Genomic DNA, 21,433 nt, shown 5'->3' on the forward strand with positions numbered 1-21,433 from the left:
TCCTTACCAAGGAGAGGGTTGGGGTGAGGTTTTACAAGGCTTTTTACACTCATTGAGATGCTCCCTGTGAAAAGTCAGAAAGTATCACAGACGACAAAACTTTTCTCAATCACCGCACTCAAGAAAACTTTTCGAGTTATTCAACACTGATAGGATTGATTCAAAGACTTGTGGAATCTGCTCTTCCTAAACAGACTAGACTTGCATAAATTACTATCAACAACTTTCGACTAACATCATGAACCGCTTTACCTCTATTTTTCTCGCAGGCTTGATAGCATCTGCTTCAGCTTTGGCTATTTCTCCAAAAGCTGATGCTAAAGCACCAGTGTCTTATCTTGCTGAGTTAGATAACTACAACTATCATCGCAACGATGATGTTAACTACGAACGTGAGAGTCGTTACCACAGAGATGGTGATTATGACCGCGAGAATAACCTTCGCAACATTAATGACAATAACTATCGCTATGACCGCGAGAATAACTATCGCTATCACCGCGAGAATAACTATCGCTATCACCGCGAGAATAATCGCCGCTATCACCGCAAGAATAACCTTCGCAACATTCGTGAAAATAACCTTCGTTATGAGCGCGAACGTGACTGGGGTCGTGGTTAATCCATCCGCGTTCATTATCAAAGACTCATTAATGGCGTTCTGAGCTTCATTAATGAGTATCAAAGACTCATTAATGGAGTTCCAAGCTTCATTAATGAGTATCAAAGACTGGTCAACGAAGTTTTGAGTTTAAATTTTTGATCCCATTACACTTTGCTCTAGCTGTCTAATCCGCTCCATTTGCAGCAGATTCCACTCATCATCAGAAAAGGGTGTGCTAAACCAGGCATCTAATATTTCTTTAGCGATCGCTTCTGTAGTTGCACGTAAACTTAATACTAGGACATTCGCATGATTCCAGATGCGGGCCCCGCGTGCAGTCTCGGCATCATGGCACAAAGCTGCACGTATCCCAGAGACTTTGTTGGCGGCAATAGATGCGCCTGTACCAGTCCAACAAAAGACAATCCCCTCATCTGCTTTCTGGGTTGCCACTGCCAAAGCAACTTTACTACTGCTGAGAGGCCAATCGACTTCAGGATCATTCTCGGCTAGGGAACCGAAGGGTATAACTTCATGCCCACGTTGCTTAAGTTCTTCCAATATCCTGTCGGTAAGGTTGGTGCGTTCATCACTGCCAATAGCGATTCTCATGCATTCCCCTTTGAAAGTAGTACTTTGTCAAGCTAGTAATGAAGGGTTTGTAGTAAGTACTTTAGTGCTTAGAAGATAAGGACTAAAGTCTTTACTACGAAGTTGCTCACCCATCAATTTAAACTTCAAGTCGGGAAACCCGCTGTTAGCGCCTCGCTCACCGCGCTGCTTCACCAAAATCCCAAATTTAAAATCTAAAATTCGGTCAAGGCTTCCGACTACCCGCTTCATCAGGTGCAGGAGTGACGGGAGCGCCATTGGTTAGGCTGAGAATACCGGAAACAACAATTTTGTCCCCAGCTTTTAGTCCTTCGATAACTTGATAATTATTCCCCTCAATTACTCCCAATTTCACGGGCTTTTGTTGAGCTACTAAAGATGGCCCTCCAGCTTTCGGCTTTTCCTGTAGGGCTTCAGCTTTCGGCTTTTCCTGTGGGGCTTCAGATTTTGGCTTTTCCTGCGGGGCTTCAGCTACAAACACAAAAGTTTCTCCACCCAAGCGAGTTATTGCTGTAACTGGAATTAAGATTCCTGGATGTTCATTCCAGATTACTTTGGTTTGGACTGACTGAAGATTAAGCAGTCGATTTCTCAAATTGCCAAAGTTCGCTTTCACCAAAACTGTCTGTGAATCTGAACTGGCATTTGGGGAGATAAAACTGATCTTACCCGTTGCTGTGGGTTGGCCTTGGGCATCGAGCATTTGCACAGGTAATCCCAAACGCAACTGTCTGGCTTGACTTAGCGGAATGGATATATTCAGCTCTAAAGAGTCGTTTTTGGTCAATGTGGTGAGTTGATCACCTTGTCCCACATACTGTCCTACCTTAACTGGGATATCACCAACAATACCTGTAAAAGGAGCTAGAACTTTTGTGTATTGCAGTTGGACTTGAGCCGACTGGACTTGAGCCGCTGCTTGGCTTACTTGCGATCGCCCTTGGGCAATATCTTCTGGGCGGTTGCCGTTCACCTGCTGCCTATAGTATTGTCTCTGTTGTTCTAAGGCAGCACCTAGCTGCTGGATATTAGCAGTTCTGCTTTTGCGGAGTTGCTCTAAGTTTTTCTGGGCTGCAACCAGCGCCGCTTCAGCACTACCTTTGTTTTTGAGGTATTCATCTAGGCTATCTTGGGAAGTTGCCCCTTCTTTTGTTAATTGTGCGTATCGCTTTGCTCGTGCTTGTGCTAACACTAGATCGGATTGGGCAGAATTAACTTGAGCTTCAGCCTGCTGAATTTGCTGTGGTAGCGATCCAGATACGGCGTCTTGATATTTTGCTTGGGCTTGATCTAGCTGGGCTTTGGCTTGGAAAACTACTTCTCTTCGAGTCCCGGCTTTGAGTTCGGCAAGATTTGCCTGTGCTTGTTCCAGTGCTGCTTGTTTTTGTCGTAGCTGGGCTTGGGCATCATCAATTTGTAGGCTAATAATTACTTCCCCTTGTTGAACACGGGTGCCCTCTTTGATGTAAATCTGGGTAATTCGCCCTCCAACCTGTGGCTTGATTGGTACAGAGAGTGGTGCCTCTAAGGAGCCAATAAACTGCGAACTATCCTGCACAGTTTCAGTTTTCACAGTTGCTAGCTTGACGGGAATTACGGGTTGACCAGCCGCTGCTCCAGCACCCGATGGTGCATTACTAGCATGACTAGTATGCCACCAGCGCCAACCAATACCAACACCCGCAACTAACAGGACGATTCCCAAGATTAGAGGCCAACGCCGCTTTTGAGGTTGCTTAGGCGATCGCTCTGGCAATGGTTGCGACTCTTGACTAGAATCAGTAACAGGAGGCTGTTCTATTTCAATGGGAAGGCGAGAGTCAGGAAACTCAGAATGGGACATCTTTATTTTCTCGTTTTGTGGATTTAAACTTGGGCAATCTACTTTTCGCTAAAAAAGCATTGTTTGAATAGTTTTTTAGCCTTTTTTCTCTATCTAGGTGACAAATATGCTTGGGTATTTGGGCGATCGCTCACGATGTCTAGCACCTAAAACGAACAAATATGGTTGATCACATTATGGTTAATTTGTAAATTTTTTAACTCCGATCAATTTTTTAAAGTGTAATTTATAAAACCTTCTTAGTCAGTATAAACTCAGCGCCTTAGCTCAGAGAACAAGCACGGTTCATCTTATTACAGGCACATCAACAGAACCTCCTACCTCCTTCAATGGCAAAGTACTAATACCGCGCACAAATAAATTTACACAAGTTTCCATGTAGCATTCACGACTGTAGCCTACTGTGGTAGGTATATCGCTAAAACGCAGCATACCGTGAAGCAACATACCCGTGAAACTATCCACAGATGCTTTCAAATTTATATCTAAGGACACTGTGCCCTTCTCTTGACTCTTCTGCAAGTAAACAACCAGCTGTTCGCGCCGCGATTTGTCAGTTTCGTATAAGATCAGACGGGCGGCGTGGGGATGTCGCTTCGCTTCCCCAATAAATGTCCGAATCAGGTCTTCATGCTCCTCTATCATCTGGTTGCAAAGCCTTGCATAATTCTTGAGGTCAATGTATAGGTTTTGAGTCCACTCGTCGTGATGGACTAAAGCTTGGGCTTGTAAAGCGATCGCTTCGGTAATTACAGCAGCTAGTAGTTGCTCTTTATTCTGGAAATGACGAAATAAAGTTACCTCATTGACCGCAGCAACACGAGCAATTTCTCGCGTTGTGGCTCCGGTTAAACCTGCTGTTGCAAACACCTTAGTTGCTGACTTTATCAAGCGTGCACGAGTTTGTGCCGTCCTTGATGCTAAGTTTTCCATGAGCGTTTGCAAGCGCTTGCTTGCACATGTAAGTGCTTGCTTGCATTATAACCACACAGCAGAAAATAGTGGTATAAGTTACAGATGAGTTTATCGCTCTTGAGTAGTAGTGAGTACTGATCTTAGGGAAGAAATGCCTATGGAGCGATGCCTTCTCTACGAGACGCTTGTCTGCGACACGCTGCGCGTAGCTTGCTTCCAGGAAGTGGTACGCCAACGGCGGGCTACGCCTACGCTGATTAATTCAGCTCTATTAATCAAGGTTGCGAGTTTCATCAAGTTATCCTCACCAAGAACAACGTGCAAGTCCCTTAGTGTTCTCTAGAGTCCTATTTTTGAGTAGTCTCAACTTCCTACACTCAGGTCATCCGATCGGTTGATTTTTAACTCACCCAAATGGGTGATTTAATTTTCCCTAATCAGGGTTTTGTTGTATGCCCCAATCCCCTTCAACCATCCACAACTGATTTTTTAGAATCCAATTTTGGTAAAATACCCACAGTTGATTTTCGGTTAGCAACAATATGAGAAAGCAGCCCTTCATACCGATCAAGTGCTTGCTCCAAGGAATAGTTTTCTTCGGCAAACTGTCTTCCTGTCTTACCTAGCCTCGCCCCTAGAGTAGGATTAGCATATAAATTATGCACCGCAGCGGCCATTGCATCGGGTGATTCTGGCTCAACAATTATCCCACCACCACTGAGTTGGATTGCTTTAGCAGCAGTACCAGTAGCGGGAACTGAACCCACAATCGGGCTACCACTCGCCAACAGCAGTGGTATTTTTGAAGGCATATTGAACGAAATCACATTCCGCTTTTGCACAATCAGCCCGATATCAGATGCTGCTAGCATTTCGGGTAGTTTTTCTCGCGGCTGCAATGGTAGCAGCAAAACATTATCTGCTCCATTTAATAGACAATATTCCTGCAACCTTCGCAATGCTATTGATTCGCCAACAATGACAAAGACAATATCTCTGATATGACGTAAGCAAACTGCTGCTTCTATTACTGTCTCTAAACCTTGCGTTAGAGCAATGTTACCCGAATAAAGTACTACAAATTTCCCATCGAGTTGATGGCTAGATATCCAGGAGTTGGTCTCTTTCGGTAAGGGGCGAATGAAATTTACATTCACCCAATTGGGAATACAAACGATTTTATTAACAGGTACTCCCTTATTCACTAAATTCTCACGAAACCCATCGGTGATCACACTAATAGTGTGTGCAGTCCGATATGCAAATTTCTCTAGGGCTGCAAGAGTTCGGATCATCCACTTATTTTTTAATAGCCCAATACGCACGGCAGCTTCTGGGAGAATATCTTGCACATTCAGAACTACTGGGCAGTTGTATAACCAACCAAATATTGTTGCTGGTAACGTACCTAGTAGAGGCGGAATTGTTAAGATAATCACATCTGGACGTTCGCCTTTAAAGACTTGGGGTAAGCTCGTGAAAACAAAGCTCAACTCCAATAAAAGCCGATCCACGAGGTTTGGTTTAGACTGAATCCGCAGGTAACTTCGTTGAATGGTGACGCCATTTTTTTGTTCAGTAACGTACCATTTACCCCGATATCCATCGTAAATCTGACGCTGAGGATAGTTGGGCATTCCGGTAATCACCCGCACTTTATGACCTCGCTTTACTAGTCCTTCGGCCAATTCAGTCATTAAGGGAGCAATTCCAATCGGCTCTGGATGATAGTTGTAGGAATAGATCAGAATGTGCATGAGCTATTTATAATTATAAATTTTGTGAATACAGCCTGAGATGAGCGGATTTACTGCTAATTTCAGTAGGCGCTCTATTTTTATTGTTTAATTTAGGTTGTGAGTCGGTGATGATTTTTTAAATCACAATTGCAAGCAAGACTGTTTAGGACTTTTATCGATGGATTTTAATACAGCACAATTCAGAATTCAGGAGTCAGAATTCAGAAGTAAAACAGGCTTTGTGCCTGGCTTTGAGACTTGGGTTGTGTACTTCACTTTCCTTGAAATCTGCTGTAGTTGTTAATTATTAGTTATCAATTACCAGTGTTTACTGATAATTGGTAATTGATTTAAGTTTATTATCATACGCATGATAAGTTTTCACTAATTTAAATCAGAATCTAATATTTAAATTTACACTTAGGCGATTGTAGCATTATATTTAATCTTGTGTATCAAACCTACATTCCACCTTGTAAAGTGGCACATGAAGTATTTTTAACCAAGTGATCAGGATTGGATTCAATATTATTACTGGAACAACCTATTTTGGTAAAAAATGCATACCATGATTAATTTTTACAGTGCGTAAGTCCAATCATTGCGATCACTCGAATACTTGTGTTAAAAAGTATTTGAGCGATCGCAAACCGATAAGGTTGAATGATCAACTCGCCAGTTCACTGAACTATAAACTAAATTTGGCTACCTCTGACTAGGAAGCCCTACTTTCTAGCAAGAGGCTTGCTTTTTCTTCAGAGTTGAACCTACACCCAACATCCCAAATGCCAGTACACCCAAGATAGAAGCAGGTTCAGGGACTTGGGCTAAGTGAATAGAGCCAGAATTTTGATCTACTAGTGTTGACGTTCCCTGTTGATTGACATCCTGACGTAATACCAAAGAGTCGCCAACCGTTCCCTGAAAGAAATATTCTCCGATTACACCCGTCCCTCCTCCTACATCAAAGGGGCCAAACAATTTCTGAGTGGAAGTATCAAAGTTGAAAGTGAAGAAATCAGATTGTGACACTCCACCACTAACGGTGTTATAAGTTCCCAGAGAATTATTAGATGGGTCTAAGAAGGAGACATTCAAGGATTGTAAAAATTTGGTCGCTCCACTACCACTTTCTGAAATAATTGTCGGTGCTGTAGCCGCGTCGTAGCTGAATGAACCTACTGCTGAATAACCGGCATTACCTAGCCAGTTAAAGTTTAAATCAATAGCTTGAGCTGGGTTGTTAGCACCAGTAGCAATCGCAACACTAAGAGCAGTACTGGTTGCTGCGATCACAGCGATTTTGGTAAAAATATTTTTCATTGTTCTAACTCCAAAATTCATTGACATGATGCAGATATCAATGCATCAAACATCACTCAGCTTACGATAGAAATATGTATAAGTAAATACTGCATGAAACTACGGTAGCAAATGTAAAAAATCAATGAAGAGAAACACTTTTTTGTGAAGTTTTGGAGAAAATGCCAAATCTATCTAACAATCCAAAGATGTATCTGGTAAGGCTGACTAAAAATCACGAGCGATCGCCAGATAATAACTGATAAAGTTGAGCTACGCAAAGTTGAAAACAGTGTCCTATGCCTGGGTTTCTATTAGAAGTTGGTACAGAAGAACTACCTGCAAGTTTTCTCAGTGATGCTTTAGTGCAATGGCAGGAACGCATTCCCCAAAGCCTGGAAGCAAACAGCCTCAAGGGCGAAAGTGTCCAAGTGTACGGTACTCCCCGGCGGCTGGCGGTAGTAATTAAAGGTCTACCATCTCAGCAACCAAACCGAGAAGAAGAAATTAAAGGGCCCCCCGCCCAAGCCGCCTTTAAAGATGGTCAGCCGACAGCAGCAGCAGCAGGCTTTGCTAAAAAGCAAGGTGTGGAAGTGGATGCGCTGTTTATTCGCCCCACTGACAAAGGGGAATTTGTATTTGTGCAAAAAAGAATTTCCGGTCGTCCTGTAGCGGAAATTTTGACAGAACTTGTTCCCCAGTGGATTTGGGGTTTGGAAGGTAAGCGGTTGATGCGTTGGGGAAATGGGGATGCGAGGTTTTCCCGACCAATTCGCTGGCTAGTAGCTTTGTTAGATGAGACGGTGCTACCTCTAGAATTAGTTAATGGTTCTAAAACGATTCAGAGCGATCGCATTTCCCAAGGTCATCGTGTCTTGCATCCTAAACCTGTGACAATTGCTCAAGCTACTGATTATGTTACCGCCCTCAAGTCTGCTTATGTCACCGTTGACCCAGAAGAACGGGCATATGAGATTGAAAAGCAAGTAAATGCAGTAGCACAGAATTTAGGCGGGTATACAGTAATTTACCCCGATTTGTTAGCGGAAGTAACCAACCTTGTAGAATATCCTTCCACGGTTGTCGGTAAATTTGAACCAGAATTTTTGGAATTACCAACTGAGGTAATTACTGAAGTCATGGTTACTCATCAGCGTTATTTCCCTGTATTTAAACCAAATAGTTTTGAGCAAGAATTATTGCCCAATTTCATCACTATTTCTAACGGTGATCCTCAGAAGTCAGATATTGTTGCCGTCGGGAATGAAAGGGTAATTCGTGCCAGATTAGCTGATGGCAGATTTTTCTATGAAGCTGATTTAACTAAGCCTTTAGAAAGCTTTTTACCCCAATTAGAAAAAGTCACTTTCCAAGAAGAATTGGGTTCTTTGCGTGCGAAGGTAGATAGAGTAGTTAAAATTGCCGAGCAAATTAGCAGCCAATTAGAATTAGAGGAAAATCAAAGCCAAAGAATCCAACGCGCTGCTTTATTATGTAAAGCAGATTTGGTTACACAAATGGTCTATGAATTCCCAGAATTACAAGGGATTATGGGAGAAAAATATGCCTTAGCCAGTGGTGAAGATGCCGAAGTAGCAAAAGCTATTTTTCAACATTATTTGCCAACAGGAGCCGGTGACATTTTACCTGGAACACTCACGGGTCAAATTGTCGGTTTGGCAGATAGATTAGATACCTTGGTGAGTATCTTTGGTTTAGGTTTAATTCCCTCTGGTTCCTCTGATCCTTTTGCCTTGCGCCGTGCTGCTAATGCTGTAGTTAAAATTGTTTGGTTTGATAATTTACCGATAAATTTAGATGATTTATTGACGCAAATAGCAACAGATTTTGCAGCAACATATCACAAAGATCAGGCATCATTAACCGCAGCATTACAAGAGTTTTTCTTACAACGCATCCGCACTTTACTGCAAGAAGAAAAGCAGATTGATTACGATTTGGTAAATGCAGTTTTGGGAGAAAATGACGCGGAATACACAGAACGGACGTTAAAGGATTTATTAGATGTACGCGATCGCGCCTTATACTTACAACAAATCCGTAACGACAGTACCTTAGATAACATCTACGAAACCGTTAACCGTTCCACACGATTAGCCGCCCAAGGTGATTTGGATACAAAACAGCTAGAACCCACAACCGTAGTGCGTCAAGAATTATTTCAAAAGCCCTCTGAGATCGCTTTGTATAATGCCCTAATCGAATCAGTACCCCAAACTCAAGCAGCACAGCAGACACGAAATTATCAACTGTTAGTAGCAGCACTAACAAAAATTGCTCCGACAGTTAGTAACTTCTTTGATGGCCCAGATAGTGTTTTAGTTATGGACTCCGATCCAGAAGTCAAGCGTAATCGATTACACTTACTGGGATTAGTTCGCAATCATGCCCGTGTTTTAGCTGACTTTGGGGCGATCGTCAAAAATCTGTAGCGTAGGTTAACAAAAACTTGTGTAATTTTTGCCAATAAACGCTAATATGGGACTGCTTAACCAGGGACACTCTGCTGCAATCTATGCCTAGAGCTTCTGTGATTGGATTGGGAAAGTCCGGTGTTGCTGCGGCGAGATTGTTGAAACGGGAAGGTTGGGAGGTAGAGCTGAGTGATGGCAACACCTCCGAAACCCTCCTACTACAACAACAAGAACTCGCTGCCGAGCAAATAACCGTTAAACTAGGCCAATCCCTAGAATTGAATGGTGCTAATTTACCGCAATTAATAGTAGTTAGTCCTGGTGTGCCTTGGGATATTCCCGTATTAGTTGAGGCACGCCAATTAGGTATTGAAACCATTGGGGAAATGGAACTCGCTTGGCGAAATTTGCGCTCGCTACCTTGGGTAGGAATTACTGGTACTAACGGCAAAACTACTACCACAGCTTTAATTGCTGCCATTTTCCAAGCAGCAGAATTAGATGCACCCGCCTGCGGTAATATTGGCTACGCCGCCTGTGAAGTTGCCCTATCTCAGGGGGCAGGGGGAGCAGAAGAAAAATTTGATAACTCCTCACTCTTAACTCCTAACTCTTCACTCGATTGGGTGATTGCGGAAATTAGCAGTTATCAAATAGAATCTTCTGTCTCTCTTGCTCCTCGTATTGGTGTTTGGACGACTTTCACACCGGATCATCTTAGTCGCCATCAGACTTTAGAGAACTATTACAACATCAAAGCCAAGTTATTACGTCAGTCTGAGTTGCAAGTGTTCAATGGCGATGATGCCTACTTGAGCAAGTTAGGATTAAGTGCTTGGCCTGAAGCCTATTGGACAAGTGTGAAAGGAAAAGATTTTCTGATTAGCGAAAAAGGCTTTTACATCGAAGACGACTGGGTTGTGGAAAAGTTGAGTGCAACCTCTGCACCAGAAGCGATTGTGAAAGTATCTACTTTGCAGATGGTGGGAGAACATAATCAGCAAAATCTCTTGATGGCAGTAGCAACGGCACGATTAGCGGGAATTAATTGCGATGCGATCGCGCGTGCAATTCGGGAATTTCCTGGCGTTGCCCATCGTTTGGAACATATCTGCACTTGGAAAGGTATTGATTTCATTAACGATAGCAAAGCTACCAACTATGATGCTGCTGAAGTTGGTTTAGCATCCGTTAACAGTCCAGCGATTTTAATTGCTGGTGGAGAAGCTAAAGCAGGTGATGATACTGCTTGGCTAGCACAAATTCACTCTCAAGCTGCTGCTGTGTTATTGATTGGCTCTGCTGCTCCTGCATTTGCCAAACGTCTCCAAGAGGTAGGGTATCATTCTTACTATATTGTGGAAACGATGGAGAGGGCAGTTCCCATGTCGGCGGAATTAGCTAAGGAGTATCAAGCGTCTGTGGTGTTGCTATCCCCGGCTTGTGCGAGTTTCGACCAGTACCCGAATTTTGAGGTGCGGGGCGATCGTTTCCGTCAGTTGTGCCTTGCTTGGGCAAAAGCAGAGAAGCTTCAATACAACTCGATTCTTTCATCCCCTCTGCCTTAGCTCATTCACTGTGTAGCTGCAAGTCACACAGTGAATGAATCATGTAAAATTATTAACAATTTTTGTATTTGGTAGCAAATAGCTGTATTCTACACAACTGATAATACTGTGCAGCTAGGAGAGATTTATGAAATTAAAAATGGTCGCCACTTGGCAATATGCAAAGAAAAATTTTGTTTTCCCAAGAAATATTATATTTTTTGGGTTGGCACTTTTACTGATTTTAGGTTTTAGTACGATTGTAAACTTCACACCATTGGCTCAACCTGCCGTAGCTCAAGTGGCGCCAATCTCAACCACTATTCCACGTTATGCGGTAACTGCTGAATTTGGTAGAGATAGACCAGGTAGCGATTACTATTCTTTTACGATTTCAGCATACGCTTCAATTTGCCAGGAGGCTTGTATTAATGATACCGGCTGTATTGCTTATACCTATGTTCGACCAGGGCCACAAGGTCCTAGTGCTGTTTGTTATTTAAAATCTGTAGCCCCAGCATCTAACCCAAATGACTGCTGTGTATCCGGTGTGAAATTGTAAGTTAAAAGTGCAGTGCGATCGCATCATCACATAGACTTAAATATTCTAGAAGGATTGTTTAGCCCTAATTTAGTGGTTTCCGATAATTATGTTTTGCTGTAGTTTGCAACTTCAACCCCATGAGCAATGCTTGTAGGTTTAGGAATAGTTGACACTCCCCGCCATAAATGGACGGGGATTCTTGGTTCAATGAGACCACTTAAACTAGGTTCCTTGCGTTACCTAGCCCAGAGGTGGGACTCTCCCCAAGCCTTAACTTTCCGAGTGCCCCTCGGTAGTTGCATTGCTGAGGCAGTGCGTTGGGCGGCTATGCCGACTTAAAGCAACTGCCGTGCAAGTCCTGTTTAGTTTGAAACAAATAGTCTCAAAATTCTGAGTCGTCTAGCTCCTATAAATCTTTTACCTACTGCTAGGAGGAAACTAGAACAATGCAGTAGAACCGCATAGATTTAATTGTCAAGGTTCAGTGCTTTGTCTTTCGACGGCTAGGTTTTTTAAGTGGTTGATTACCTTTCCACTATAATTAGTGTAGCACATTGGTACACTAAATGCTTGAAAAACAGTTGCACATTAGACTTTCCCAAGATGAGATGAAAGCCCTTGAGCGATATGCAAAAAAAGCAAAGCGAACCAAAACAGATATTATCAGGGAGTTTCTTCGATCATTAATAGAACAAAAGCCGATCGCGCGAACGACGGGGCTTTAAACCCATTAATTCCGGTAAACCATCTTCTAGCATTCCTTCTAGATGAAATTCAATAGCTTCTGTAATCATCTGCTTGACTTCTTCTAAAGTTTTACCCACAGCTACACAACCTGGTAAATCAGGGACATAAGCGCCGTAGCTAGTTTCTCCCTTTTCAATCACAACTGTATAACGCATTAGTCTTCCTCCAATTGAGCTTGTCTCCAGATATTTTTAAGAGTACCAATTGACACATCAAGATTTAGCTTACCAGATACTATTACAGTAGTGGGTTTGAGCATTGCTAAGTAGATGGATAAAAATATTTCTCATGAATCGAGCTGCTCAAAATGAAATAGACATCTCCGAAAAAGAATGTAGAGACGTAGCACTGCTACGTCTCTACAAGGGTTCTGGTTAACGCATATTTAATTTCTGGAGATGTCTAATGCTAAAGTTAATAATCAAGCTTTTCCAGAGCTACATTTCCCTTCTGACAGATAAAATTTATATATGAACTCTACACAAGAAAAACTAAAAGTTCAGCTTGAACAGGCAATAGTTGCGGCTTTTGGCGCTGACTTCGCTGGAGTAGATCCAATTTTGGTTTCTGCTAGCAATCCTAAATTTGGTGATTATCAGGCGAATGTGGCTTTATCCCTAAGTAAAAAGAAAGGATTGCAACCAAGAGCGATCGCAGCTGCGATCGTTGAGAAACTAGATGTATCCGAAATCTGCGAACCGCCGGAAATCGCTGGCCCAGGATTTATCAATCTGAAACTGAAAACGGCATACTTAGAAGCGCAACTAAACGCGATTCAAGCTGATCCCAGACTAGGAGTTCCAGCCGCGAAAACGCCCAAGCGGGAAATTGTGGATTTTTCCAGTCCGAATATTGCTAAAGAAATGCACGTCGGACACTTGCGTTCGACAATTATTGGTGATTCCATCGCCCGGATTTTAGAATTTCAAGGACATGACGTACTGCGATTAAATCATGTGGGTGATTGGGGTACGCAGTTTGGAATGTTAATTACTCATCTTCGTGAATTTGATTCTGAAAATAATTCCTTTTGGAATAGTCTATATTATGAGGCGGACAATCAACCGGGTTTTATTAACTCTCCCTCTATAAATATAGGAGACTTGGTTCAGTTTTACAGAGAAGCTAAGAAAAAATTTGATGAAGATGCTGATTTTCGAGAAAGATCACGTAAAGCAGTAGTAGAACTACAATCTAATGAGTTACCAGCAAAACACGCTTGGTTTTTTCTTTGTGAAGCTTCTCGAAAAGAATTTAAAGTAATTTATGACTTACTGAATATCAACTTAACTGAACGAGGCGAATCTTTCTACAACCGCTTCCTACCAAAAGTTGTGGAAGATTTAGAAAAATCTGGATTACTCGTAGAAAATCAAGGGGCAAAATGCGTTTTTCTGGAAGGCTTTACAAATAGAGAAGGTGAACCTCTACCTTTAATTGTGCAGAAATCAGATGGCGGTTATAACTACGCCACTACAGATTTAGCATCCCTCCGCTACCGGATTCAGCAGGATCAAGCAAAGCGGATAATTTATGTAACCGATGCTGGACAAGCAAACCATTTTGCCCAATTCTTCCAGGTAGCACGCAAAGCCGGGTGGATTCCCGATGATGTGGAATTAGTGCATATTCCCTTTGGGTTGGTGTTAGGAGAAGATGGTAAGAAATTCAAAACTCGTTCTGGAGATACTGTGCGGTTGCGGGATTTATTAGATGAAGCTGTTTCTCGTGCCCATGCTGACCTAAAAACTAGATTACAAGAAGAAGAACGCCAAGAAACTGAAGAATTTATTAATGAAGTTGCTAGGATAGTTGGGATCAGTGCAGTTAAATATGCAGACTTAAGCCAAAATCGCACCAGTAACTATATCTTCAGCTACGATAAAATGCTGGATTTCAAAGGTAATACTGCACCCTATATGCTGTATGCTTATGCGCGGATTCAGGGGATTAGTCGCAAGGGTGATATTAACTTTAAGGAGTTGGGAAATAATGCCGTTCTGTTGGAGCATGAAACAGAATTAGCGCTGGCAAAATATTTACTTCAACTGGATGAAATTATTAGTAGTGTAGGGCAAGACTTGCTGCCCAATCGTTTATGTGAGTATTTGTATGAACTGAGTAAAAAGTTTAATCAGTTTTATGACCGGAATCAGGGAGTTCAGGTGCTGGAGGCGGAGGAACCACAGCGAACATCTCGCTTGATTCTGTGTGATTTGACCGCTAGAACCCTGAAGTTGGGATTATCTTTGTTGGGAATTCAGGTATTGGAGAGGATGTAATACTAATTCGTAATTCGTAATTGGTGGAGTTGGAGGCGATCGCAAATGGTACGGACACCATCTAAAAACATAACTTTGGCGGAGTTTCTAATGCTACCAGAAACGAAGCCCGCTAGTGAGTACATCGATGGTCAAATTATTCAAAAACCTATGCCACAGGGAAAGCACAGTACAATTCGAGGTGAAATGGTTAGCACCATCAACTCAATAGTGAAGCCCAAGCGAATTGCTCGTGTTTTTCCAGAACTGCGGTGTACTTTTGGTGGAAGGTCAATAGTGCCAGATGTTTCTGTGTTTACTTGGGAAAGAATTCCCCGTGACGAAAATGGTCAAGTTGCTAATGTATTCCAAGCAGCTCCCGATTGGACTATAGAGATTCTATCACCTGACCAAAGACAAACGAAAGTTACAAAAAATATTTTACATTGCCTGAATTATGAAACACAAATGGGTTGGCTAATTGATCCAGAGGAACAAACGGTATTTGTGTACATCCGCAATCAACAGCCAGTCATGTTGGATGAATTAGAAGCTTTACTCCCTGTGCCAGATTTTGCAAGTGAGTTGAGGCTGACGGTGGGAGATTTATTTGGTTGGCTGTTGGAATAAACCAAACCCTGACGAACTAAGTAAGGAAATAGAGCAAGTGCAACAGGTTTTATGGGTAGGGATCGGTTGTAAACGGGGAACCTCATGGCAGTTGATTGATCGGGCAATTGAGCAAGTTTTTCGAGAAAATCAACTTTTTCAAAGTGCGATCGCAGGGATTGCTAGCATTGACACCAAAGCCTCGGAAGTTGGTTTAGTAGAACTTTGCAACCTCCGCCATTTGCCCCTAAAAACCTTTTCTGCCCAAATCCTTCGCTCTGTCTGTGTCCCCAACCCTGCCACAATTACCGACCACAAAGTAGGTACACCTAGCGTAGCAGAAGCAGCTGCTATTCTTGCAGCCGCTCAACTCACATCGTTGACTGTTTTCCCCTTTAGAAGCATAGAGGAATTGCGGGTGAGGTTCTTAGTTCCTAAACAAATTTTCCAGTTACAAGGGCAACCAGGAGCGGTAACACTAGCTGTTGCCCAAGCTTAAAATATTAGTATTACAATTTACTAATTTTTCTAGTCAACCACTCTCAACAAATAGTTAATTATGCTAGAAACAACTGCTAGTACAATTGAACCTAATAAAGCAGGTAAAAAGCCCTGAATCTCAAAACCATAACCAGGAGTGAGGGCACTTGCCAGCCAAAGGGTTAAGGCGTTGATCACTAATGTAAATAAACCAAAGGTGAGTAAGGTAATCGGAAACGTCAAAATCTGCAAAATTGGTCTAATAAATGCATTAACCAGACCAATAACAAGGGCAGCGACCAGGGCAGTCACAAAATTCTTGATAAAGAATCCCGGAACGATATTAGCAGTAATAAATAACGCCACCGCACTACCGAGCCAAGTTAATAAAAAGTTTTGCATAAGTTTTTTTAGAGGAATTAGCAGTTTAATTAATTTGACTATTGCCAGTTGTAATCTGTAACACCATCAGGCGTAGTTGTATCTAGCTCTTAAAGTTGCTGTACTCTCTTATCAGCCCAAAAACAATGTAATTTTTCAGCGATCGCATAGAGAGATACTTTCAATCAGGGTATCTTTATCGTATTGCAGGATGTACCACGAATTAAATTCATTAAAAATGAGATGAGCAGCAAAACTCCTACAGAAGTTTCTCTTGGTCGAGAAACCTCTGTATCTAAAAGAGGGTATCTAGCACTAGCAAGTTCCAAAGTCATTAAGGGAACTAGCAAAATTGCACTATAGCAGTTCTCGTTTGGATGCAATACATGGTAGAGGCACAGCATTGCTGTGCCCTTACGAGTGGTCTGTATCCCATGCAATTAAGAACCGCTATATAGTTGGCAACTTTAGTATCAGCCTAACGCGGTTGGGGCGATCGCCGCAAAAGAACCTCCCAGGTAGAGCCACCAACTACACCGTCAGCTTCTAAACCATAGCGCTTTTGTGCAGCTTTCACAGCTTCCTCGGTTGTCACGCCAAAATCTCCATCGGCATCGCCTTTCAATAAACCAAGCTTTTTCAGTTGTTCTTGCAACTTGACAACTTCAGAACCACGTAATCCTATACGCAAAATTGGCAATCCTTCTGAGGTGTATTGAATACCAGGGGTTCGCTTAGTAGTTGTGTTTGACTGAGTTCGAGTAGTTGATGTAGTACGATTCGGTGTTTTCTGTGTCCTTGAAGTTGTAGCTTTTCTTGGGGTAGCAGGTCTTGGCTCAGGGCTGGTCGCAACTTGTGTTACAGGTTTTTTTCGGGTAGCAGGTTTTGGCTCAGGGCTGGTCGCAACTTGTGTTACAGGTTTTTTTCGGGTGGCAGGTTTTGGCTTAGGGCTGCTCGCAGCTTGTGTTACAGCTTTTTTTGGAGGGTTGGGGTTAGGATTTGCAACGTTGGTGACGTTGCTAGGCTGGGTTGGAACAGGAAAATTCGTAGCTGAGTTAAATCTTGGCTGGGATGAAGGGGCGGTTGATGCTGCTACCGATTCATTAGGGAAAAGTCGTTGCCAAGTGCTGGCATCAACAACGCCATCTGGATTTAAGCCAGCTGCTTGTTTAAACCGGGAAACAGCACTGGCCGTATTCTGACTATATACACCATCTACTGCACCAGAGTAATAACCCAAAAGTTTCAGAGCTGCTTGAAGTTCAGACACGCGTTCGCCTTGACTACCAACTTTGAGGGTAGGGCGGCTGATGCTATCTCCAGGATTTACTTGGGCAATTTTTTGTGGTGCAGCTATTGATACTACAGCCGTTGAGGCAATCAAGAGAGGTGTAGTGGAGAACAAGAGTATTTCAATGGCTGATAAAGATTTAGAGCTTTTTGTCCACCAACCTTTTTGCCGTTTTTCCATTCTACAGCGATTTACAGTTGGATCTAGTAATTTTAAGTAACTCAAAATACTTGCTGTCAGGCTGCCTTGCATGGAATTTACTCCCAGAATATTCTCATGCTAATGGTACAGCCGCTTGGTCTAAAATACAGCTGTATTTACGATGTCTACGACGGGCGTAGCTGCGGCACATAATCCAATACGCTTCCTCCCTAACCCTTCTCAAAAAGAGGGAAGTGAACTACTCCTAGTTGCCTTGTCTGCGACACGCTGCGCGAACGGCTGAACTAGGAGCTTCTGTAATCACGGGGGAGTGCCCAAACTTAGACTTTCGTCCAAGTTTAGGACTTACCTCCCCTCCTACAGCAGAGACGGCTGAACCTTCCGCCTTTATCATTCTGATACCCTCTGCTCTAATATTTATAGCTGCGTTTCCATCCCTGTCATGATGAGTACCGCAGTGAGGACAAGTCCATTCACGGACATCCAATGGCATCTCACTAACCTGATAGAAACAATTAGAACAGAGTTTAGAACTGGGGAACCATCTGTCAATCTCAACTAACTTACCACCATTGCGTTCCAGCTTATAAGCTAAGAAATTAGTAAATGTTCCCCACCCAACATCAGATATTGATTTTGCCAAATATGAAAAGCGTACCATGCCTTTGACATGAAGATTCTCTACTATGACAGATTGGCTATCGCTGACTAACTTATAACTAAGTTTATGTAGAAAATCAAGACGGGAATTACTAACTCGTTCGTACACCTTGGCAACAACTTTTCTATACCTATTTCTTGAATTACTTCCTTTTTGTTTACGTGCTAATTTTTGTTGTTTACGCTTGAGGTTTTTCTCATGCTTGGCAAGATGTTTAGGGTTGTCGTATTTGGAAACCTTTTCACCGTCAGTAACGACAGCAAAGTGTTTTAGCCCTAAGTCAATGCCGTAAATTTTACCAACTGAGAAACGCGGGTTTTCTCCTTCTGTCTCAGTCAGTATAGATGCAAGATATTTACCTGAAGGCATTTTACTCACAGTAACAGTTTTGACTTTCCCCTCAATCGCTCTGTGTATTTTGGCTTTGACTAGCGTTAGCGAGCTTGCGTTCGCTTTTAACGTCTCGTAGAGAGCGTCACCTCGAAGAGGGGATTCGTCATACATCTGATATTTGTTTAAGATAGGCAAGAAATCAATATCAGATGCAATCCTCATCCCCCGCTCCCTATCCCCACCTTATGAGTACATTGAAGGTGGGGACTTCCGCGATACGTTAAAGCAAAGCTATGCGTAGGCTCCGCCCGTCGTAGACATCGCTCGATTAATTGCTTCTTCTTGACCAACTAAAGACAAGTAAGGTGATTTTAAATACTTACAAGCTGAAGCGATCGCATCCTTGGCACTCACCGCCGCAATCAATTCTTGGAACTTTGTATCAAAATCAATTCCTAAGCCCAAAATTTCATACCAGCCGTATATCTGAGCAATTTGCCCGTTCGTTTGTTTACCCAAGGCGTACTGCCCCAGGATCTTGTTTTTAGCAGCTTGGAGTGCGCTTTCGGTTACTTCGGTGGTAGACAATAAATCTACTTCTGTACGCAGTCCTTCTAGGGCGATACTGGTATTTTCCGGTGCTGTACCCATGTAAACCACAAATGATGCTGGAAATAGCCTTGTGGAGTAAAAGGCGGATACTTCGTAAGCTAAACCTCGTTTTTCTCGCAATTCGACAAACAAGCGACTAGAAAGCCCATTTCCCAAGTAGGTACACAGCAACTTCAGTGGGGCGTAGTCAACAGAACTCACCGATGTTCCCAAATAACCGAGCATCACGATTGATTGTTGTGTCTGTATTGGCTTCACCTTTACCTGCGGTTCCACCTTAATTTCAGGTAAATTCAGTATTGGCAGTGCTTGGGCTGGAGCTTGCCAATCACCAAAAACTTCTTCTACCAATGCTACTGCATCTGTAGGTGTGACTCTCCCAGCAATACTAATTACTAGATTATCTGGACGAAAATAAGTTTGGTGATACTCCACTAAATCCGCACGAGTTAAGTGGCTCATGGTGGTTTCATCTCCCAGCACTGACATAGAGTAGGGATGATTTTGGTACATTACCTGCCGCATTTGTTCAAAGGCGACAGTGAACGGTTGCTCTTTTTGGGAACGAATATCTTGGAGTGCTAAACGTCGTTCTAGTTCCACTTGAGTTTCGGGAAAAGTAGGCGATCGCAAAATCCGCCCTGCCAATGTTAAAATTTCCGCAAAATCGGATGTTACCGTTTTGAAAGATAGCAAAAAATAATCAGTACTGGCATCTGCACTCAAACTCGCCCCTACAGACTCGACAATTTCGGCAATTTCCAAACTAGAAAGTCCATCACATCCCTTTGTCATCACTGCTGATAGCAAATGTGCCAACCCTGCTTGCTCCCGCTTTTCGTGACAACTACCGGCACGCACAAAGATTCGCGCCGCAATAATGTCCGCAGCAGGATTTTCTGCTACCAGCACGACAATGCCATTGTTCAATACAGTGCGATGGATAGGCGATTTTTGCAGCAAGGTTGTCATTTGTCCTTTGTCCTTTGTCATTTGTCATTTGTCATTGGTCATTGGTCATTTGTCTTTTGCTAATGACTAATGACTAATGACTAACACGGTTTAAGTACAGTAACCGCATAATTCTGCGGCGAGAGATACTGTTTAGCTAACTTTTGCAATTCTTGGGCATCAAAAGACTGAATCTGCTGGGGATATGTCACAGCTAATTCAGCTTGGGCGATCGTATTGTAATACCCATAAAGCCCCGTTAGCTGATTTGGCGTTTCAGTAGAAAACGCATACTCATTACATAGCAGCCTGCGTGTACGGGCAAGTTCCTGTTCACTAATCCCTCTAGTCTGCAAATCATCCAAATGAGCGCAAATTAAAGACTCAACTTCCTCCAAATTTTCTGGTTCCAACCAGGCAGTAATTGTAAATAAACTTGATTCCCGTTGTAGAGAAAAACTACTGCAAATTCCCTGTACCAATTGCAAATCTTCTCGCAAATCACGCACTAAACGCGAAGTCCGCCCTTCTGCCAATAACACCGACAACAAATCTAAACCATAGCCAGTGCGGATTTCCTCTACTCCGGGTACCAGCCACGCCATCAACAATCGCGCTTGCTCTATGCGTGGTAAACACAGTTCTTGACGGTGAATTCCTGTTATCACTGGCTTTGCCACTTTCTCAAACTGCGGACAATTTGAGCGTTCGGCAAAATCAGCAAATGAACGATTTACCATTTCCCAAGCTGGTTGCTGGGCTATACCCCCGGCAATTACCACCGTCATGTTTTCCGGCTGATAGTGAGTGCGGTGAAAACAGCGCATTGCTTCTGGTGACTGCTGCATCAGTTCTTGCTCAGTACCCAGCACCGAACGTCCGTAAGGGTGATGCTGATAGATGCTTTGAATCAGAGTTTGAAATCCTATCCAGTCGGAATCGTCATGACAAGAGCGAATTTCCTCTAGCACCACGTCCCGTTCGCGGCTAAATTCATCTTCTGGAATTGCCGCATTCAGTAGTAGTTCTCCCAAGTAGGGCAGAGTATCTTTTAAATAAGGGGCAGCTGTGGTGAGTGAATAATTAGCATAATCATAGCTTGTCGCTGCATTACTCACGCCACCCCGGTTTTCAACCTTGTAATCGAACATTCCAGGGGGTAGCGTCGCCGTACCTTTAAAAATCATATGTTCTAAAAAGTGCGCCATGCCGAACCACGGTTCTGGCTCTAGGCTTGCTCCAGCACGCACCCAAACATCAGCCACAACTACAGGGGTAGTGGGAATTTCTTGATGAATAAACGTTAAACCACTCTCTAGTCGGAAGACCGAGGCTGGAAATACGGTATTAGTTAGTTGCTGTGACAATTTTTTGTAGCTTTAACCACAATTTTAGATAATTTTG

20 protein-coding genes are annotated in these 21,433 nt (G+C 42.9%); 9 read left to right on the forward strand and 11 right to left on the reverse strand.

The features are described 5' to 3' along the window. Positions 1-238 precede the first annotated feature (238 nt). Positions 239-622: a hypothetical protein gene (locus HWQ41_RS07125; protein ID WP_292760993.1), complete on the forward strand. Its 384-nt coding sequence runs from the start codon at positions 239-241 to the stop codon at positions 620-622. A 129-nt stretch (positions 623-751) separates the two neighbouring features. Here HWQ41_RS07125 and HWQ41_RS07130 read toward each other — a convergent pair whose 3' ends face one another. The 5 genes from HWQ41_RS07130 to HWQ41_RS07150 form a co-directional block, all read right to left on the reverse strand. Further along, positions 752-1,216, reverse strand: a complete 465-nt coding sequence (locus tag HWQ41_RS07130) for an RpiB/LacA/LacB family sugar-phosphate isomerase (RefSeq protein ID WP_292760994.1) — start codon at positions 1,214-1,216, stop codon at positions 752-754. Positions 1,217-1,421: 205 nt separating this feature from the next. Continuing rightward, positions 1,422-3,059, reverse strand: a complete 1,638-nt coding sequence (locus HWQ41_RS07135; protein WP_292760996.1) for an efflux RND transporter periplasmic adaptor subunit — start codon at positions 3,057-3,059, stop codon at positions 1,422-1,424. Positions 3,060-3,344: 285 nt separating this feature from the next. Continuing rightward, positions 3,345-3,992, reverse strand: coding sequence for a TetR/AcrR family transcriptional regulator (locus HWQ41_RS07140; RefSeq protein ID WP_292760997.1), 648 nt, complete (start codon positions 3,990-3,992; stop codon positions 3,345-3,347). 449 nt (positions 3,993-4,441) lie between these two features. Further along, the gene (locus HWQ41_RS07145; RefSeq protein WP_292760998.1) at positions 4,442-5,731 is read right to left on the reverse strand and encodes a glycosyltransferase family 4 protein; all 1,290 of its coding nucleotides are present in this window, start codon (positions 5,729-5,731) and stop codon (positions 4,442-4,444) included. Positions 5,732-6,445: 714 nt separating this feature from the next. Further along, a complete protein-coding gene (locus HWQ41_RS07150; RefSeq protein WP_292761000.1) occupies positions 6,446-7,036 on the reverse strand; it encodes a PEP-CTERM sorting domain-containing protein in 591 nt (196 codons plus the stop codon). Between the two features lie 278 nt (positions 7,037-7,314). Between HWQ41_RS07150 and glyS the strand changes: the two genes are divergently transcribed. The 5 genes from glyS (at position 7,315) to HWQ41_RS07175 (ending at position 12,266) form a co-directional block, all read left to right on the forward strand. Continuing rightward, entirely contained in the window at positions 7,315-9,468 is a 2,154-nt protein-coding gene (glyS, locus tag HWQ41_RS07155) for a glycine--tRNA ligase subunit beta (RefSeq protein ID WP_292761001.1), read from the forward strand. 83 nt (positions 9,469-9,551) lie between these two features. Then, positions 9,552-11,018, forward strand: coding sequence for a UDP-N-acetylmuramoyl-L-alanine--D-glutamate ligase (murD, locus tag HWQ41_RS07160; RefSeq protein WP_292761002.1), 1,467 nt, complete (start codon positions 9,552-9,554; stop codon positions 11,016-11,018). 127 nt (positions 11,019-11,145) lie between these two features. After that, complete coding sequence (locus HWQ41_RS07165) at positions 11,146-11,559, forward strand: PAN domain-containing protein (protein ID WP_292761004.1); 414 nt, start codon at positions 11,146-11,148, stop codon at positions 11,557-11,559. A gap of 126 nt (positions 11,560-11,685) precedes the next feature. Then, positions 11,686-11,880, forward strand: a complete 195-nt coding sequence (locus HWQ41_RS07170; RefSeq protein WP_292761006.1) for a hypothetical protein — start codon at positions 11,686-11,688, stop codon at positions 11,878-11,880. 269 nt (positions 11,881-12,149) lie between these two features. Further along, a complete protein-coding gene (locus HWQ41_RS07175; RefSeq protein WP_292761069.1) occupies positions 12,150-12,266 on the forward strand; it encodes a hypothetical protein in 117 nt (38 codons plus the stop codon). On the opposite strand, the gene HWQ41_RS07180 is transcribed toward HWQ41_RS07175, so the two are convergent. Then, positions 12,225-12,443: a type II toxin-antitoxin system HicB family antitoxin gene (locus HWQ41_RS07180; protein WP_292761007.1), complete on the reverse strand. Its 219-nt coding sequence runs from the start codon at positions 12,441-12,443 to the stop codon at positions 12,225-12,227. The two genes, HWQ41_RS07175 and HWQ41_RS07180, sit on opposite strands and share 42 nt — an antisense overlap. 315 nt (positions 12,444-12,758) lie before the next feature. Here HWQ41_RS07180 and argS point away from each other — a divergent pair, with 315 nt between their 5' ends. From argS to HWQ41_RS07195, 3 genes are read left to right on the forward strand one after another with little or no spacing between them, the layout of a single operon-like run. Beyond that, positions 12,759-14,570: an arginine--tRNA ligase gene (gene argS, locus HWQ41_RS07185; protein WP_292761008.1), complete on the forward strand. Its 1,812-nt coding sequence runs from the start codon at positions 12,759-12,761 to the stop codon at positions 14,568-14,570. 45 nt (positions 14,571-14,615) lie between these two features. Continuing rightward, on the forward strand, positions 14,616-15,179 hold the full coding sequence (locus tag HWQ41_RS07190) for a Uma2 family endonuclease (protein ID WP_292761010.1): 564 nt from the start codon (positions 14,616-14,618) through the stop codon (positions 15,177-15,179). A gap of 37 nt (positions 15,180-15,216) precedes the next feature. Further along, positions 15,217-15,657 carry a cobalamin biosynthesis protein gene (locus HWQ41_RS07195; RefSeq protein ID WP_292761012.1) on the forward strand — a complete coding sequence of 147 codons (441 nt, stop codon included), beginning with the start codon at positions 15,217-15,219 and terminating at the stop codon, positions 15,655-15,657. Between the two features lie 29 nt (positions 15,658-15,686). Here the strand turns inward: HWQ41_RS07195 and HWQ41_RS07200 are convergent, their stop codons facing one another. The 5 genes from HWQ41_RS07200 to HWQ41_RS07220 all read right to left on the reverse strand — a co-directional run bounded on the left by HWQ41_RS07200 (position 15,687) and on the right by HWQ41_RS07220 (position 21,396). Next, complete coding sequence (locus tag HWQ41_RS07200; RefSeq protein WP_292761014.1) at positions 15,687-16,040, reverse strand: phage holin family protein; 354 nt, start codon at positions 16,038-16,040, stop codon at positions 15,687-15,689. Between the two features lie 457 nt (positions 16,041-16,497). Then, positions 16,498-17,562: a peptidoglycan-binding protein gene (locus HWQ41_RS07205; RefSeq protein WP_292761016.1), complete on the reverse strand. Its 1,065-nt coding sequence runs from the start codon at positions 17,560-17,562 to the stop codon at positions 16,498-16,500. 154 nt (positions 17,563-17,716) lie between these two features. Further along, a complete protein-coding gene (locus HWQ41_RS07210) occupies positions 17,717-18,688 on the reverse strand; it encodes an RNA-guided endonuclease TnpB family protein (RefSeq protein WP_292761017.1) in 972 nt (323 codons plus the stop codon). Between the two features lie 69 nt (positions 18,689-18,757). After that, positions 18,758-20,050 (reverse strand): pitrilysin family protein, encoded by a 1,293-nt coding sequence (locus HWQ41_RS07215; RefSeq protein ID WP_292761070.1) that lies wholly within the window; start codon positions 20,048-20,050, stop codon positions 18,758-18,760. Between the two features lie 80 nt (positions 20,051-20,130). Next, positions 20,131-21,396, reverse strand: a complete 1,266-nt coding sequence (locus tag HWQ41_RS07220) for a pitrilysin family protein (protein WP_292761019.1) — start codon at positions 21,394-21,396, stop codon at positions 20,131-20,133. Positions 21,397-21,433: the final 37 nt, after the last annotated feature.

Source organism: Nostoc sp. NOS(2021) (assembly GCF_017115025.1).
GTDB lineage: Bacteria > Cyanobacteriota > Cyanobacteriia > Cyanobacteriales > Nostocaceae > Nostoc.

Bases quoted from the DNA above. Each gene is read 5' to 3' on its own strand.
- HWQ41_RS07165 (WP_292761004.1), top strand. From the start codon at position 11,146: ATGAAATTAAAAATGGTCGCCACTTGGCAATATGCAAAGAAAAATTTT.
- HWQ41_RS07130 (WP_292760994.1), bottom strand. From the start codon at position 1,216: ATGAGAATCGCTATTGGCAGTGATGAACGCACCAACCTTACCGACAGG.
- HWQ41_RS07200 (WP_292761014.1), bottom strand. From the start codon at position 16,040: ATGCAAAACTTTTTATTAACTTGGCTCGGTAGTGCGGTGGCGTTATTT.
- HWQ41_RS07180 (WP_292761007.1), bottom strand. From the start codon at position 12,443: ATGCGTTATACAGTTGTGATTGAAAAGGGAGAAACTAGCTACGGCGCT.
- argS (WP_292761008.1), top strand. From the start codon at position 12,759: ATGAACTCTACACAAGAAAAACTAAAAGTTCAGCTTGAACAGGCAATA.
- HWQ41_RS07190 (WP_292761010.1), top strand. From the start codon at position 14,616: ATGGTACGGACACCATCTAAAAACATAACTTTGGCGGAGTTTCTAATG.
- HWQ41_RS07215 (WP_292761070.1), bottom strand. From the start codon at position 20,050: ATGACAACCTTGCTGCAAAAATCGCCTATCCATCGCACTGTATTGAAC.
- HWQ41_RS07125 (WP_292760993.1), top strand. From the start codon at position 239: ATGAACCGCTTTACCTCTATTTTTCTCGCAGGCTTGATAGCATCTGCT.
- HWQ41_RS07175 (WP_292761069.1), top strand. From the start codon at position 12,150: ATGAAAGCCCTTGAGCGATATGCAAAAAAAGCAAAGCGAACCAAAACA.
- HWQ41_RS07135 (WP_292760996.1), bottom strand. From the start codon at position 3,059: ATGTCCCATTCTGAGTTTCCTGACTCTCGCCTTCCCATTGAAATAGAA.
- HWQ41_RS07170 (WP_292761006.1), top strand. From the start codon at position 11,686: ATGCTTGTAGGTTTAGGAATAGTTGACACTCCCCGCCATAAATGGACG.
- murD (WP_292761002.1), top strand. From the start codon at position 9,552: ATGCCTAGAGCTTCTGTGATTGGATTGGGAAAGTCCGGTGTTGCTGCG.
- HWQ41_RS07145 (WP_292760998.1), bottom strand. From the start codon at position 5,731: ATGCACATTCTGATCTATTCCTACAACTATCATCCAGAGCCGATTGGA.
- HWQ41_RS07140 (WP_292760997.1), bottom strand. From the start codon at position 3,992: ATGGAAAACTTAGCATCAAGGACGGCACAAACTCGTGCACGCTTGATA.
- HWQ41_RS07205 (WP_292761016.1), bottom strand. From the start codon at position 17,562: ATGCAAGGCAGCCTGACAGCAAGTATTTTGAGTTACTTAAAATTACTA.
- glyS (WP_292761001.1), top strand. From the start codon at position 7,315: ATGCCTGGGTTTCTATTAGAAGTTGGTACAGAAGAACTACCTGCAAGT.
- HWQ41_RS07210 (WP_292761017.1), bottom strand. From the start codon at position 18,688: ATGAGGATTGCATCTGATATTGATTTCTTGCCTATCTTAAACAAATAT.
- HWQ41_RS07150 (WP_292761000.1), bottom strand. From the start codon at position 7,036: ATGAAAAATATTTTTACCAAAATCGCTGTGATCGCAGCAACCAGTACT.